Origin of the sequence: Winogradskyella undariae (assembly GCF_013285155.1) — a bacterium.
Classification (GTDB): domain Bacteria; phylum Bacteroidota; class Bacteroidia; order Flavobacteriales; family Flavobacteriaceae; genus Winogradskyella; species Winogradskyella undariae.
In genome coordinates, this window is the sequence record NZ_JABTEL010000004.1 from 369661 (window position 1) to 385855 (window position 16195).

Genomic DNA, 16195 nt, shown 5'->3' on the forward strand with positions numbered 1-16195 from the left:
GGCTAAGTTACAAAATGAATGTTGAATTGTAGATTTATTTTATCGACCTTAAAAATATTGGCTTTACTTATTAATTTGTTAATCTTTCACCTTGGTGTAACAGGAAAAAAATACTTCTAGGACTGTAAACAAAAAAGATTAGTCATAAATTTAATTATTGACTAATCCTTTTATATAAATTAGGTTTTTTTAATTGAGATAGTCTAAATTATTTGACATCTAAAAATACGCCAGCACTAAATGAAGGGTTTGCTGCAATAATTTTTCCACTTAAAAGAGAAGAATAGTTGAACGAGACACCTAGTTTTTTGTTGATGTAATAAGCAACTTCTGCGCCTAAACCAACATATTCGATATTATTTGCAAATATGCTACCTTGAGAATTTTGTGCATTTAAACTTCCGTTATGTAAGGATTGTATTGTGTTTAGTCTTCCTATTAGCCAAAATTTATTTTGAATTAATTGAGTTCCTAATTCTAATCCTGTGGTTAGTTGATCAGAAAAATCATTGGTTCTATTATTAAACCCTAAATATACTTTACTGTAAAAGGATTGGTTATATATATTAAAGGATTTACCTAAGTTAAGCTGTACTAGTTGGTTAAATTCTCCATCACCAGTCTGAAAACTTCCATCAGATCCACCTTCACTTTTTCCTGTAGGCAAGCCAAATTTTAAAGAGGCAGATAAAGCCCAAGAGTTTTTATTAAATAGGCTATAGTTGACACCTAAGTCGATATCTCCAATAGAATTTACGGCTTCACCTTCAGTTAAAACTTGTCCGGTTGTTCTTGAAATAGCATCATTTTGAGTTGTTCTGGAGAAAAAAGGAATATAGGCTACTAAATCTAATTTTTTAGTAAGTCCATATTGTCCATAAAAGTTGAAATTAAAATTTGTTCTGGTGGCGTTAGGATCTTTATCTCCGGTATCTGTATAATGTTCGTCAGATTCTAAATACCAGGCTGAAACTTTATAATATCCTTTGCCTTTATCTTTAGTCCATTGTGCAAAAGAATGTTGAAAGCTTAAGATGATAATTAAAGTTGGGATTATTTTTTTTAAAGTCATTGTCATAATTTAAATATGTAATTAATCTAATATTTCGCCTGTACCTACTTTTACACCAAAAGGTTGGCACCAGTAAAGTAAATAGGTGTAATCGTTAATGTTAGTGTTGGGAATTGTGTATGTGTGAGCGCCATTAAAAACACTAACAGGTCCAACACTATAGGCACCAGAAATTGAGTTAGGATTATTAGTTAAGTACAAGTAAAGTCCAGGTAGGCTAGTTGTAGCTTGGTAGTCGCTATTTACAGAAAGCAGTAGGTTGTCAGAGTTTTCTTGTTCTGCGAGTGTAAAACCACCCGTAAGTAAATAACTACTAGTCGTTACAATGGTACCCGATTTTACAACGGGTTCTATAATTACCACAGTTCCATTTTCTGTAATGGTTATAGAAAAACTTTCTTCTAAAAAAATATCATTTTCTAATACAGAAGCAGATATTGTGGTGGTTCCTTCAGAAATAGCAGTTAGAAACCCAGAAGTGTCAACGGTTGCAATGTTTAAATTAGAACTGCTCCAAGTTACTATTGTTTCTTCTTCAATTCCTATATTATTAAAATATGCAGTGTTTAGCTGATAAGTTTCAGGAACGGGTAATGAGTTAATAGGGTTTAGAATTCTGAGCTCAGGTTCAATAAAGTCATTAACAATATCTTCTCCGATACAACTTGTTTGTAATAGTAATAATGAAACAAGTAAAAACGTGTACTTTTTAATCATAGATAGTAAATTTATAAAGTAGTTGTCTTTAATAATTTAAAACCCTTACACTATAATGTTAAAAAATTAAGAATTCACTATTAGGGGGCGTTGGAAATAGATCATAAAAAAAACACTCTTATATTTTATACAAGAGTGTTTTTTTACGATTCAAAATTATTAATTATAGCAACTTTTAATCTATTTCGATATACTTTTTTTGCTCAGTTAAATGAATGAATTGTCCATTTTTATATTTAAATTCCCCTTTGTAAGCATATATTGAATCAACCTGACAGCAAAATGAAAAATCGGTGGCATAACTATACGAGAGTGTTTTCGATTTTTTGTTGTAAGTTAAATAGTGCTTTGTCTCAATAAAACTTTCTTGAGATAACGATAGTTTTCCGCTAGGATTGTAAATACTGTCGTTTAGAATTTCATTGTACTTTGGATAATTATAATCGATTTGGTGATAGTTTATCTCATTATCTTTAAAAGAAATTAAAGTGGCAGATTTTGTTTTCTCAGAGTAAACAGATGCAGGTCTACCAAAACTTTTTTCCTTTATTAGGTATTTTCCATCAGGCATTAGGTAAATATGTTCTAGATCTTTAAACTCTAATTTCTCGATGATTTGTCCATTTTCTAGCACAATTTGGGAAACCCAATAAGGATTACAATACGCACCACAAGATTCTCCCCGACCAACAAATATTTTAAACAAGTTATCAGGAGAAGTATATACACTGGCAACTAAGATGCTTCTGTCACCATCAAAATGATTAGTTAATAAAGATTTTATTTTTGAATTTGATAAGTTGGAATTTTCAGTTTCTAAAGTAGAGAAGGCTGTTTTTCTCCAAAAAAGAAGTAAATCCAAAGAGTCTTTATGAGACATTATATAGTTTGAATGAATTTCTTCTAAGGGATAGTCTGTAAATTCACCTTTTTTAATTTCCAGAGAGTCTTTGATTGTTTCTGTTAAATCTAATTTTTGATTCTCTTCATAATTATTTGAGGGGATTTCAGAAACCGATATATCCTTAATTTTAGATTGTTGTTGGTCTTTGCAGCCAAAAACCAATGCTAAGAGTATAAATGCTATCTGTATTTTACAATTGTAATACATAGGTTATCTAACTTTCTAATATAATACTAGTATTAGGAACTCCGTATTGAGAAATACGTTCTAAAAAAGTAATTAAAGCCTTGTTGTCTTTGAAATAGCCTAAAATACATAAGCTATCTTCACCTGTAATGCGGTCGCAGCGTTCTACTTCGTTTATGTATTTGATTTGGTTGTATGCTGTTCTTATAGTACTAGATTGATGAATTTTTAAATTGATATAAGCCCTAACTGTAACGCCTAATTTATCATGATTAAGCTTTAAAGAATACCCTAAAATAAATCCTTTTTTCTCTAGTTGTTTTACGCGTTTACCAATTGCTGGAGCTGATAATTCTACAGCTTTTCCTATAGTAGCAAATGATTCACGTGCATTTTCACGAAGCATTTTTACAATTTTTTGGTCAATAGCGTCCATTTTCTGTTTCGAAATTAATTTGTTTGTTATTCAAAATATTCGAAACCAAATGTAGGAAAATTTTTGCATTTATTTTTAAGATAAACAAGCAGTTTGTTTGAAATTATGGTTCAGTTTAAAAATCTTCTGGATGATTATCTAAATCTAGATACTATTGTTTTTTGAAATAGAATGAAACAAGAATCCGTTGCGATGTAATAATAAACATAAGATAGATTGACCTTTTGCTAGGTGATAGAGTGATCTTATAAGAAACGTCCTTAGCAAATTTTGATAAGGACGTTTCTCTAAAAATAAATAATAAAATTGTTTTTTAATTTTCTGTTTCTCGTTTAGCAGCTTGCTCGGCACGTTCTAATTCTTGCTGTGCTTTTTCTAGTTCTCTTTTGGCTTTTTCAAGATTTTGCTTAGCTTCTTCTGTGTTTTTAGCTTCTTCTTTATCAGTATCTGTGCCAGAAATATAATTTTTCAAGTCTTTTCCGAGTTCAATTATTTTATTTTGAAACGAATGTGAAACTTTATTTTTATTTACGAAAATTTTAATATTTCCTTTATTTAATTTGCATTCGAAAGTCTTATTATTATCTTTTTCGATAGTCCATAGGTATGTTTTACCGCTAATATGTAGATTATCTCTTCCTAATTGTTTTAATACTAAAGCTTTTATTCCTTCATTTTTTGAATTGTCATATCGTGCTCTAAATTTATAGGCGTCGTCAGAATTTGAAACAGAAATAGAGCTACTATGTTGTACATCATTATTTTCTTCTATAGAAATAGACTGTGAGATATTAGATGATGAAACACTCATTGTTGTTGGAGGTGTTGGTGGATTGGGTGCTGTTTGCGATTGGCCTTGTATAGCCGAAAATAAAGTAGCAACGACAAGGAATCCGATTTTTTTGTTTAAGATTTTCATGATTTTTTGATTTGATTTTGAAACATTCATAACTGTTCGTTTTTATTGATGATTCAAAATTAGAAGAGAAATATCCTAAAAAAAAGAAAATGAGAAGCGTTAACCTAGCGTTAACCAACAGTTGAATTTTTTGTTAATTGACTTTAAATTCTAAACCAATATTGCGAGTGCTTTTAATTAAAATAGAAGAATCGTGTTTAAAATATTTTCGTAACCGACTAATAAAAACGTCCATGCTTCTCCCTGAGAAAAAATCGTCATTTTCCCAAACGGCTTTTAAAATAGCTTCGCGCTTTAGAAGTTGGTTTTTATGTTGAAAAAGAAAAAGAATTAGTTCAGCTTCTTTTTGAGTGAGTTGTTTTTTGAAGTCTTTACAGGTTAACTCTAGTCGCTGCGTGTCTAGAGAGTAATTACCAATAGTTACAACACTAGAGGTTTTAATTTGATTGGAATGATTTTGAGTTCGTTTTAAAATATTATTTAAACGTAATACCAATTCATCGGCTTCAAATGGTTTAATAATGTAGTCGTCTGCACCTAGTTTTAATCCTTTAATTTTATCATCTTTCAGTTTTCTTGCGGTTAAAAATATGAAAGGAGTTTCAGGATTAATGGCAATGATTTGTTTAGCTAATGAAAATCCATCAAGTTTTGGCATCATCACATCAAAAACACAGATATTAAAGGTTTCAGTTTTAAAAAGATCTAAAGCCTCTTGTCCGTCTTTAGCCCAAGTGATGGTATAACCAGAAAGTTCTAAATATTGCTTTAAAATGTTCCCAAAATCTAAATCGTCTTCTGCTAAGAGGATGTGTTTCATAACTATTAATTTATGGGAAGTGTTATAACAAAAGTTGTTTTTATATCTTTTTCGCTCTTCACTGTAATAGTGCCGTGGTGTGCTTTTACTATTTGGTTAGAATAATACAAGCCTAAACCTAAACCTTTTACATTATGAAGTGCCTTGTCTTCTACGCGGTAGAATTTATCAAAAAGATGTTTGTGGTTTTCTTCAGAAATGCCAATACCGTGATCTGTAATGCTAATTTTTAAATCGGAATCAATTTCTGCATTAAAAGTAATAACGCAGTTGTCGTTTGAGTATTTTACGGCATTTTCAAGAATATTTAAGAGTGCTGTTGTGATATAAAATTTATCAATTTTAATAACTTTATTTTTTGCTAAAAACACACGATTCAATGTCACATTTTTCGTGTATGGGATTAGTGAAAAATCATCTAAAACGGTATTTAAATAGGCTTCAATTTCTACGGGCTTTTTAATAAGTTTAATTTCTTTGTATCCCAAACTGTTACTAAGTACTTGATCAATTAGTTTTTGAAGTCTTTTATTTTGGCGTTCAATAGTATTTATAGTAGCATCAAAATGTTGGCTATCTTTTTTTACTAGAGGGTTTTTAAGCATTTCGCTAGCTAAGCTTAAGGTAGTTAAAGGTGTTTTTAATTCGTGAGTAATATTATTAACAAAATCCGTTTTTATATCTGCAATTTTCTTTTGTGTGATAAGATTTTTTATAGAATAGTAAAGTAGTCCAAAAACAAAACAAAATATAAGAAGCGATAGCATTAAAAGACCGATCATTTGTTTAAAAACTTCGGTTTTCCAGCCGTCTATATCCATTACATCTTCGGTATGAAACATAAGATATAATGAGGTATTTACAGCTTTTCCGTCAATTTCTCGTGTGTCTAAATGATCTGTTTCCCAGAGTGTATTGCTTATATATAATTCGTTTTTTACAGGGATACTATCTCCTAATATTATGGCTTTAGGCATTTTTTTATAATCATAAATGGTATCATTACTTATGGAGTCCATCAGGATAATATGCTTAACGCTTTTATGATATTTTATGCCATACGGTATATTGTTTTTAAGTAATTCTTTTTGATAACCTTGTTTAAACAGTTCGTTTATAGAGTCAATAACGCGTTGTAGGTTATTGATAACATCTGTTTTTGTAGCTGTTTTAACTTTGTAATCAGTAAGGGTTGTTAACAAATCTTCTTGCCAGATGTTTGAGAGAGAATCTAGTGTAGGTGAGAAATCGTCAATACGAGAAATAGAACGTCTAGTATCGTTTATAAAAGCTTCTTTTTTTAATTTGTAAGTGTTATTAATTAAATAGCCTTGAATAAGAGACAAGGCTAATAATCCTAAAATAGATGCGCTTATTAAAATATTTATCTTTTTGTTCACAAGATTATGATGTATTCACAAATGTAAGCTGTAGATTTTAATAAGCGCAAAAACAGAACCCGTTAACCTTGCATTAACTTAAATTATAAATATCGTGGTTAGCAGTTCTTAGTTTAATTGTAGGCTATTGTTTAACCATTAATAAGCTTTACAACATCCTTTGCAAAATAACTTGCAATAATATCACCACCAGCGCGCTTAATTGCAGTCACTTGTTCCATCATCACAGCATCATGATCTAACCATCCTTTTTCAGCTGCAGCTTTTAACATGGCATATTCACCAGAAACTTGATAAACAGCAACAGGCACATTCACTGCATTTTTAATTTCACGGACAATATCTAGATAGCATAATCCTGGTTTTACCATTACAATATCTGCACCTTCTTCAATATCTATAAGGGTTTCACGAACGGCTTCTAATCTATTGCCGTAATCCATTTGATATGTTTTTTTGTCTTTTGGCACATCTACCAAATCAACTGGGGCAGAATCGAGAGCATCTCGAAAAGGACCATAAAACGCCGAAGCATATTTTGCGGTATAAGCCATAATCCCAGTGTTTTTAAAACCTTCCTGCTCTAGTAACTGACGAATTCTTAAAGTTCTTCCGTCATTCATATCGCTAGGTGCAATAAAATCAGAACCTGCTACGGCATGGCTTAATGCCATTTCTGCTAAGACTTTAGAAGATTCATCATTTAATATAATACCTTTTTCTACAATACCATCGTGGCCGTAAACAGAATAAGGATCTAAAGCTACATCTGTCATTACTAACATGCCTGGACATGCATCTTTTACTGCTTTTATAGTGCGTTGCATTAATCCGTTAGGATTTATAGCTTCTGTACCTTTGTTATCTTTTAATTTGTCGTCTACTTTAACAAATAGTAAAACAGATTTTAAACCTAAAGACCATAGTTCTTTTACTTCATTTTGAAGTGTGTCTAAACTAAACCTAAAGTAATTTGGCATTGAAGGAATTTCATCCTTAACACCTTTTCCTTCCACCACAAAAAGTGGTACTAAAAAATCGTTTGGTGTGATGTAAGTTTCTCTAACTAAACTTCTAATAGCTTCGCTAGTTCTCAGTCTTCTATTTCTTTGTATTGGAAACATGATTATGTTTTTTATAGACCAGTTTGGTTTTAAAAACCAGACAGGTTTTTAGTTTAAGTTTTATGATTACTTTTAATGCCTACAAAGTTACTCATTATAACCCATTTTATATTGCTAGAAAGCTTAAGACTTTTACAATTTATTTATCCTTGGCGAAGCTATCAGGCAGAACTTTTAAAAGATTTTAATGGTCATATAGCAGATCACCATTTTCATGTTATTGCACCTCCCGGTTCTGGAAAAACCATCTTAGGATTAGAGATAATTAGGAGGCTTGGAAAGAAAACTTTAGTCTTAGCGCCAACATTGACTATTAGGAACCAATGGGAAAACAGATTGCAGTCTTTTTTTACGAAAACTGCTAATTTTGAAGCTTTTTCTTTCGATTTAAAAGCGCCTAGCGACATTACTTTCTCTACCTACCAGTCCCTTCATGCCTTTTATAAGACATTTGAGGATAAAGAAGACTATTATAAATTTTTTAAAAAACATCAGATTGAAACCATTGTTTTAGACGAAGCACACCATTTAAAAAATGCGTGGTGGACTTGTTTAATGGATTTAAAAAAGAATTCTGATTTCTATATTGTGGCACTTACGGCTACGCCTCCATATGATAGTAGTAGGGCAGAGGTTTCTAAATATTTTACTCTTTGTGGTGAAGTTGATGATGAAATTGCGGTTCCAGATTTGGTTCGTGAACGCGATTTAAGTCCGCATCAAGATTTTGTGTATTTTTCAAAACCTGAAGATTTAGAGATCAATTTTATTGTAGATTACCGAAGAGATATTGCTAATTTTAAAGATGAATTATTAAAGGATGAAGATTTTATTTCCTTTTTAACACATCACCGTTTTTATAAAAACCCAAATTGGCACCTAGAAGAACTCTATACTAACACCGAATATTTTTCTTCAATTCTTATTTTTTTATACGCTTGCGGTTTTGGTATTGACCATCAAAAATTAGAAGTTTTAGGGTTTGGTAAACAAGAAATAATTCAGTTTCCTGAACTCGATTTGCATTGGCTTGGTATTTTGTTTAAATATTTGTTAGTTTCTGATAGAGAGCAACTTATTGAGCAGGAAGAATACCTTTTAAAATTAGAAAAAAAATTACGACGACTTCATGTTTTTGAAAAAAAATCGATAGATTTTATAGGTGAACAATTATTGTATAAATCCCTTTCTAACAGTCCTAGTAAACTTAAAAGTATTGTGAGTATTGTTAACGCAGAACGGGTAAGTTTAAAAGCCGATTTACGATGTGTTATTCTTACAGATTACATTCGGAAAGAGTTTTTAAATGTTAAAGATGAAGGTATAAAGGATATTAACAAAATTGGAGTGCTTCCTATTTTTCAATATGTAAGGCATTATTGTCAAAAGCCAGAGGAATTAGCAGTACTTTCTGGAAGCATTGTTATTATACATCAGTCTATTTTAGAGGTGTTTGAAACGATTGAAGCTTTAGATAGTTTTAGCTTTTTGCCATTACAAACAGACGCTTCGTTTTTATTGGTTAGTGCTAAAGGGAAGTCAAATACTTCTATAGTAAGCATCATTACGCAACTTTTTGAAGCCGGATATATTAAAGTCCTCATTGGTACAAAATCTTTATTAGGAGAGGGTTGGGATGCACCTTCTATAAATAGCTTAATTCTGGCTTCTTTTATAGGTTCGTTTGTGTCCTCTAATCAAATGCGTGGTCGAGCGATTCGGAAAGATGCAAATCAACCTAATAAAACCGGAAATATTTGGCATTTGGCTTGTGTAGATCCTACAGTTTTAGATGGCGGAAAAGAAGTAGATACACTAAAACGTCGTTTTGAAGCTTTTGTAGGGGTTACTAATAGTACCATTCCGTTTATTTCAAATGGTTTTGAACGTTTAGATATTCCTGATGAAATTCCCGTAGATGCTATTGAAACTTTAAATATAGCCACTTTAAACCACGCTAAGAAACGTGTTTTAGTTACCGAAAAATGGAATAATGCTATTGGTAAAGGAACAAAGTTAACCAAAGAGATTAAGGTTTTACATTCTGGAAACCGCCCTTTTAAGGCACAAAAGCAAATTTATTATTTTGATGTGCTTCGGTTTTTTGTAGTCGAATTATTTTTTACGGTGCTTCTTTTTTATGTTGAATTTGTTGTGGAAAGTTTCCATCTCATTCTGCAACGTGGTTTTTACTACTTTATTTATACATTTTTAGCAGCCTTTGTTTTTGGGTTTGGTTACAAGTTTTATAAAGCTTTAAAACTGTATATACGGCATGGTTATCTTTATAAAAAGATAGGTAAAATAGGATTAGCAATTCTAGATACATTGCAAGAGCTTGGTTACCTTACGTCTAATAGAGACGCTATTAGTGTAAATTCTTATCTATTAGGAAAAGGAGATGTAGTCTGCAATTTGGTTGGTGCTAATGCTCTTGAAAATTCCTTGTTTGCTAAAGCATTAAGTCAACTTCTAGAACCAATTGAATCTCCTAGATATTTAATTATTAAAACTAACGTATTACGAAAGCGTTTTGACGTAGAGAATTTCTATCCTGTTCCTGAATTATTTGGGGACAAAAAGGAAAATGCTTTGGTGTTTCAAAAGCATTGGAATACTTATTTAGGAAAAACAAAACTCTTATTTACAAGAAGTGTAGAGGGGAGAAAGTTATTGTTAAAAGCAAGATTATATCATGTGTATAATGCTTTTAAGGAAGTTACAAAAGAGGTTGTGGTTTGGAAATAGTTTATTAAGGTGTAGACTCGAATAATAGATCTGTTAGTTTTTTTTGAAACCTGCAAAGTATTAATTTGTTTACTGACTTAAACCTAAATAAAACCACTGCCCATGCTCTTTTACAAAAGCTGATTTTTCATGGATGATATCTACTTTTCCATTTTCAAAGAAATAAGCATTAAAAGTTACAGTACCTTTTGTATCCCTTTCCGACCCTTTGATAGTTTCTAAGACTTCCAATCTTATCCATTGCACCGATTTTGCCCATTTTACAATGGTTTTTTTCTCTTTTATTGGTCGTGTAGATTTATGGTGTGTTGCCATTAAATAATCGCCATCAGCTAAAACAAATGCGCTATATCGAGAACGCATAAGTTGTTCGGCGGTGTCTGTTTTTCCATTGTTTAAATGAAAAATTTCACAGCATTCTTGGTAGATTTTTTTGTTTCCGCAATGGCAATTCATAATTAAGTATATTTAATTCAAACCCAATCTATAGGGTTTTGTAGCACCTTAATTAATTTTTCTTCTTCACTTCCAGATTCTGGATTATGATCATAAACCCATTGCACATGTGGTGGTAAACTCATCAGAATACTTTCTATTCGTCCATTGGTTTTTAATCCAAAGAGTGTGCCTTTATCATGAACTAAATTGAATTCCACATAACGACCACGGCGTATTTCTTGCCAATTTCGCTGAGGTTTGGTATATTCTATATTTTTTCGTTTTTCAACAATGGGTACATAAGCTTCTAAGAAACTATCGCCTACTTCGGTTACAAAATTGTACCAGTTCTGCATGTCCATTTCTTCGGTAGCTTTGCAATAATCAAAGAATAATCCACCAATACCACGGCCTTCATTTCGGTGTGCATTATGGAAATATTCATCGCAACGTGCCTTATATTTTGGGTAAAATTCAGAGTTGTGTTTGTCGCAAGCTGTTTTGCATGTCTGGTGGAAGTGTTTTGCATCTTCTTCAAACAAATAATAAGGTGTTAAATCTTGTCCGCCACCAAACCATTGATCTACGATGTTACCTTCCTTATCATACATTTCAAAATAACGCCAATTCGCATGTACTGTTGGCACAATTGGATTTGTTGGATGCAAGACCAAACTTAATCCGCAGGCAAAAAAATCAGCATCTTCCACGCCAAAATACTTCTGCATACTGTCTGGTAATTTACCATGAACACCAGAAATATTAACACCTCCTTTTTCAAAAACAGCACCATTTTCTATAACACGTGTTCTTCCACCGCCACCTTCTGGACGTTCCCAAATATCTTCTTGAAATTTAACTTTACCATCGACTTCTTCTAATTTAGAGGTGATGGTATCTTGTAATTGGTGGATGTATTTGAAGAATTTATCTTTCATTGAATTTGTTAAGTTTTTAGAATTGAAAGTTTTTAAAACATAATAGGTCTTAAATGGACTACGCTTTCAGTTTCTCTAAGTTAGAAAGCTTTTTATTTAAAAGGTTTTCTTCCTTTAAAAGATTTACTGTTTTTAAAGATGCAGCCGTAACACTTAAAGGTAAAACGATAATAACACCAATAAATGGAATGAATAAAAATAGCATGAAAATAATACCATTACCTATGGCTACACCACGATACTTTCTTACAAATCGTAGACTTTCTTTATATTTAAAATGGCGCTCTAAAGTATAATCCATGTTACCAAAGCCGGCATAATAAGCCTGTACTAAAAACAAAATAACTGTAGCAGCAATACTTCCTATTAAAGGAATGAAGTTCAATAATAAAATGGGTATGGTTACAAGTAGTTCTTTTCCTAAATTTCTAACATTGATGCGTATACCTCTCCATAATTGCTCTTGGAAAGAGGTTTTTCTATGATTATGTCTGTCAACTCCCGTTATGTGCTCTTCAATTTTTTCAGAAACTGGACTCATAAAAGGCGCAGACAATGCCATAATGATGTGTTTGTATAGAATTAATCCTATAGCCACAATCATAATAGCACCTATAAAGGTGGAGATGGTTGTAAAGGTTTCTTTGCCCCATTCCCAAGTCCAGGCTTTAGCTATAAAGCGCCCCATATTATCAGAAAGGCCATAAGACATCAATCCGATAATAGTGGCGGTAATAATGCTAATAAGCACAGGAATTGCAAAATATTTCCAAAGTTTTAATTTTGAAATTAAAGCGAAAGATCCTGAATAGGCTTTTATACCTTTTAATATGTTATTGATCATATTATTGTTTTTAATTAACTCTACTTAAAAGACGTTAAAACGTATGATAAGTTACAATAATTGAAGATTTACTTATTCTGCTTTATATTCTTTAACAGCATCTATAAATGCTTTGGCGTTTTCTAAAGGAATGTTTGGTAAAATACCGTGTCCTAAATTAACGATGTATTTATCTTTTCCGAAATCGTTAATCATTTGTGTGACCATCTTTTTAATTTCAGCTGGTGGCGAAAATAAACGTGTTGGATCAAAATTACCTTGTAAAGTAATATTTCCACCTGTTAAGTAACGTGCGTTTTTAGGAGAACATGTCCAATCTACTCCTAAAGCAGAAGCACCAGATTTTGCCATAGTATCTAAAGCAAACCAACATCCTTTTCCAAAAGCAATTACCGGAGCATCGTCTTTTAAAGCGTCAATGATTTGTTGCATATATTGCCAAGAAAATTCTTGATAATCTACTGGAGATAACATACCTCCCCAAGAATCGAATACTTGTACAGCATTACAACCCGCTTTTACTTTTTCTTTAAGATAAGCAATGGTTGTGTCTGTTATTTTTTGTAGTAAACCGTGAGCAGCTATAGGATTCGTAAAACAAAACTCTTTGGCTTTATCAAAGTTTTTAGAACCTTGTCCTTGCACACAATAACAAAGAATAGTCCATGGCGAACCAGCAAAACCAATTAAAGGAATCTCATCATTAAGTTTCTCTTTAGTCGCTTTTACAGCTTCATAAACATAGTTTAGAGCTACTTTTACATCAGGAACAATAACATTATCGACATCTTTTTGAGAACGAATAGGGTTTGGTAAATAAGGACCAAAATTTGGTTTCATTTCTACCTCAATATTCATAGCTTGTGGAATTACTAAAATATCTGAAAATAAAATAGCAGCATCCATACCATAACGACGAATAGGTTGTACGGTAATTTCACTTGCTAATTCAGGTGTTTGGCAGCGTGTAAAAAAATCATACTTCGCTTTAATTTCCATGAACTCTGGTAAATAACGTCCTGCTTGACGCATCATCCATACTGGTGGACGTTCTACTGTTTCCCCTTTTAATGCTCTTAAAAATAAATCGTTCTTAATCATGTTATATATTTTTATTTCTCAAATCGTATTCTTCTTGTCCTGCGCAATAATTCTCTATGTCTTTGTTGTTTCCGTAAACGACTAAAGTATCATGTTCTTGTACTACGGTTTCTGAATTGATTCGACCTATACTTTCTTTAATTATATGTTTTTTACCTATTATATTATGAATTTCTTTTTCACGAATAATGGTAATTAATGTCAGTTTAAACTTGTTTGTTGTATCAAGTTCTTTTAAAGATTTATTGAAGAAATCTTTTTTAGCTTTTACTTCAGAAATGGTGAAATTATTATCTAATTGATAGTTTTCTAAAGTAGATTTAAAGTTAATTTGTTGAGTTAATCGTCTTGCGGAATCTTGTTCTGGGTGAACAATACTATTCACTCCCATCGCTTCTAAAACGGTATCGTGAATAGGAGATATGGCACGGCTAATAATCTTTACATCGCTTAGTTTTTTAAGGATAGCTGTTGTAATTATGGCAGCACCTTCATTTTCACCAATAGCAACGACCACTTTATCTGCGTCTTTTAATGGTACAGCATCATAAGCTAATTCGTTTGTAGAGTCCATACAGATGGTGTGAGAAACTAAATCTTTTAACAAATTTATTTTCTCCATATCTCTGTCTATGGCAATGACTTCATTACCTGTTTCTGTAAGACTTAATGCGAGTGCATTTCCAAAATTTCCGAGTCCGATAACGATTACTTTCATCTTTATAAAAATTTATATGCTTTGTAAAATAACCTTAGTTAATTAAAATATTCTCTTTAGGATACTCGTAAAACTGATGGTTTATTTGTTTTAATAAACCAATCATTAAGTTGAGCATTCCTATACGACCAATAAACATGATTAAAATGATAACATATTTACTAGCCTCACTTAAAGTTGGTGTAAAATTTAAACTTAAGCCAACGGTGCTAAAGGCAGAAAAACATTCAAAAACAATATTTAATATAGGTGTGTTTTTAGGTTCAAATACCAACAATGCCATTATTGCTAAGCCAATAACTATAAGTGAAATACTTAAAATAGCAAACGCTCTTGAGGTGGATTGTGATGATATTCTTTTTCCAAAAATCTCAATACGTGTTTTACCTCTTGCAACGGTGAAAATATTTAGTGTTGCTAATGCAAATGTACTTGTTTTTATACCACCACCTGTAGATGCTGGTGATGCTCCAATCCACATTAAAAATATCACAAACAACAATGATGGAACAGTCATTTGGCTATAATCAATAACATTAAAACCGGCTGTTCTTGGACTTACCGAGTTAAAGGCTGCGTTTGTTAATTTACCTATTAAAGTTGTGTGCTCTAACATAGTGTTGTTGTATTCTGAAATAAAGAATACAACCCAACCTAAAAATAATAATATTACTGTAGTGTATATAACGATCTTTGTGTTTAGTGTAATGATGCTTATTCGTTTATGTACACCTTCAGGATCAAATAATTCTAAGAAGAAGATTTTAATTTTCTTATAGTAGTTGAAAATAATATTATGACCTAATCCACCAAAAATAACAAGCATCATAATTATCCATTGAAAACTATAGTTAAAACGGATGCTTTTTTCAAATAATCCGGATGGTAAAATGGAAAATCCAGCGTTACAAAAAGCAGATATAGAGTGAAAAACTGAGAAGAAAATTCTATCTTTAATAACGGTGTTATCTATAACTGAAGAATAAATAAATATGGCTCCAATCATTTCTAAAGACATTGTGAAAATTACCACATTTAGTGCCGCACGAAAAACATCTTTAAGGCCATCTTGAGCAATAAAATCTCGCGTATTTAAACCTTCTTTAAAGGATGAACTTCCTCTAAAAAAGAAGGCGAAAAAAGAGGTGAATGTTAAAATACCTAAACCGCCTAATTGTATTAGAACTAGGATAATAGATTGTCCTACAATAGTAAAGTCTTTACTGGTATCTAATACCGCTAGGCCTGTTACACAAACAGAGCTTGTGGCTGTAAATAAAGCATTTGTAAAGCTTATACCATTTGTAGTTGCACTTGGTAGCATTAATAAAAAAGCACCTAAGATGGCTAGTATAAAAAAGCTTCCTACAAATACGATGGCAGGATTAAAATACTTTTCATAAATGTAACGTACAAAAACTAGCAGTCTAAGTAAGAAGTATAAAACAAGACCTAATTCTAATATTGGCTTTATTTTTTGTAAAATATAATGATAATCGTTATGTCTATGCGTAATTGCTAAAAAACCAGAAGCTAATAGTAATATTGAGATGATAACAATATTAACAAGTGCAACTCTTTGGTTTTTTTTATACTTATAAGCATAAAGTTTAACAGCATTAAAAATGATTAATAAGACTGATAAAGCAATTAAACCAAAGACATGTGGTGATGTAAAATTATCAGTATGATCATAACCAAAATCAAAGACAATAAAGAACAATACAATAATATCGAAAAAACGATAAATGTAATTGAGGACAGATTGTCTTTCTAGCTTTGACATTTAAATCACTATGGTTTATTTTAAAACACCTATTTTTAAAATAG

General features: G+C 31.5%; 15 protein-coding genes. 1 reads left to right on the top strand and 14 read right to left on the bottom strand.

All coding sequences use genetic code 11. The features are described from left to right. Positions 1 to 208 precede the first annotated feature (208 nt). The 8 genes from HSX10_RS08185 to hemB form a co-directional block, all read right to left on the bottom strand. Positions 209 to 1072: a hypothetical protein gene (locus HSX10_RS08185; protein ID WP_173587713.1), complete on the bottom strand. Its 864-nt coding sequence runs from the start codon at positions 1070 to 1072 to the stop codon at positions 209 to 211. 21 nt (positions 1073 to 1093) lie between these two features. After that, positions 1094 to 1789: an Ig-like domain-containing protein gene (locus HSX10_RS08190; RefSeq protein ID WP_173587714.1), complete on the bottom strand. Its 696-nt coding sequence runs from the start codon at positions 1787 to 1789 to the stop codon at positions 1094 to 1096. Between the two features lie 175 nt (positions 1790 to 1964). Continuing rightward, entirely contained in the window at positions 1965 to 2900 is a 936-nt protein-coding gene (locus tag HSX10_RS08195; protein ID WP_173587715.1) for a hypothetical protein, read from the bottom strand. Between the two features lie 7 nt (positions 2901 to 2907). Beyond that, positions 2908 to 3315: an Lrp/AsnC family transcriptional regulator gene (locus HSX10_RS08200; RefSeq protein ID WP_173587716.1), complete on the bottom strand. Its 408-nt coding sequence runs from the start codon at positions 3313 to 3315 to the stop codon at positions 2908 to 2910. Between the two features lie 313 nt (positions 3316 to 3628). Further along, on the bottom strand, positions 3629 to 4234 hold the full coding sequence (locus HSX10_RS08205) for a hypothetical protein (RefSeq protein ID WP_173587717.1): 606 nt from the start codon (positions 4232 to 4234) through the stop codon (positions 3629 to 3631). 133 nt (positions 4235 to 4367) lie between these two features. Then, positions 4368 to 5054 (bottom strand): response regulator transcription factor, encoded by a 687-nt coding sequence (locus tag HSX10_RS08210; RefSeq protein WP_173587718.1) that lies wholly within the window; start codon positions 5052 to 5054, stop codon positions 4368 to 4370. 5 nt (positions 5055 to 5059) lie between these two features. Then, entirely contained in the window at positions 5060 to 6454 is a 1395-nt protein-coding gene (locus HSX10_RS18895; RefSeq protein ID WP_173587719.1) for a sensor histidine kinase, read from the bottom strand. A 131-nt stretch (positions 6455 to 6585) separates the two neighbouring features. Next, complete coding sequence (hemB, locus tag HSX10_RS08220) at positions 6586 to 7578, bottom strand: porphobilinogen synthase (protein ID WP_173587720.1); 993 nt, start codon at positions 7576 to 7578, stop codon at positions 6586 to 6588. Positions 7579 to 7689: 111 nt separating this feature from the next. Here hemB and HSX10_RS08225 point away from each other — a divergent pair, with 111 nt between their 5' ends. Continuing rightward, on the top strand, positions 7690 to 10326 hold the full coding sequence (locus HSX10_RS08225; RefSeq protein ID WP_254453215.1) for a DEAD/DEAH box helicase family protein: 2637 nt from the start codon (positions 7690 to 7692) through the stop codon (positions 10324 to 10326). Positions 10327 to 10395: 69 nt separating this feature from the next. Here the strand turns inward: HSX10_RS08225 and HSX10_RS08230 are convergent, their stop codons facing one another. From HSX10_RS08230 to HSX10_RS08255, 6 genes are all read right to left on the bottom strand, one after another. Next, positions 10396 to 10782 (bottom strand): YchJ family protein, encoded by a 387-nt coding sequence (locus HSX10_RS08230; protein WP_173587722.1) that lies wholly within the window; start codon positions 10780 to 10782, stop codon positions 10396 to 10398. A 17-nt stretch (positions 10783 to 10799) separates the two neighbouring features. Then, on the bottom strand, positions 10800 to 11702 hold the full coding sequence (hemF, locus tag HSX10_RS08235) for an oxygen-dependent coproporphyrinogen oxidase (protein WP_173587723.1): 903 nt from the start codon (positions 11700 to 11702) through the stop codon (positions 10800 to 10802). Positions 11703 to 11760: 58 nt separating this feature from the next. Then, a complete protein-coding gene (locus HSX10_RS08240) occupies positions 11761 to 12546 on the bottom strand; it encodes an EI24 domain-containing protein (protein WP_173587724.1) in 786 nt (261 codons plus the stop codon). Between the two features lie 72 nt (positions 12547 to 12618). Next, a complete protein-coding gene (gene hemE / locus HSX10_RS08245) occupies positions 12619 to 13647 on the bottom strand; it encodes a uroporphyrinogen decarboxylase (protein WP_173587725.1) in 1029 nt (342 codons plus the stop codon). Position 13648: 1 nt separating this feature from the next. Then, entirely contained in the window at positions 13649 to 14365 is a 717-nt protein-coding gene (locus HSX10_RS08250) for a potassium channel family protein (protein ID WP_173587726.1), read from the bottom strand. A 34-nt stretch (positions 14366 to 14399) separates the two neighbouring features. Then, positions 14400 to 16151 (bottom strand): TrkH family potassium uptake protein, encoded by a 1752-nt coding sequence (locus HSX10_RS08255; RefSeq protein WP_173587727.1) that lies wholly within the window; start codon positions 16149 to 16151, stop codon positions 14400 to 14402. Between the last annotated feature and the right edge of the window lie 44 nt (positions 16152 to 16195).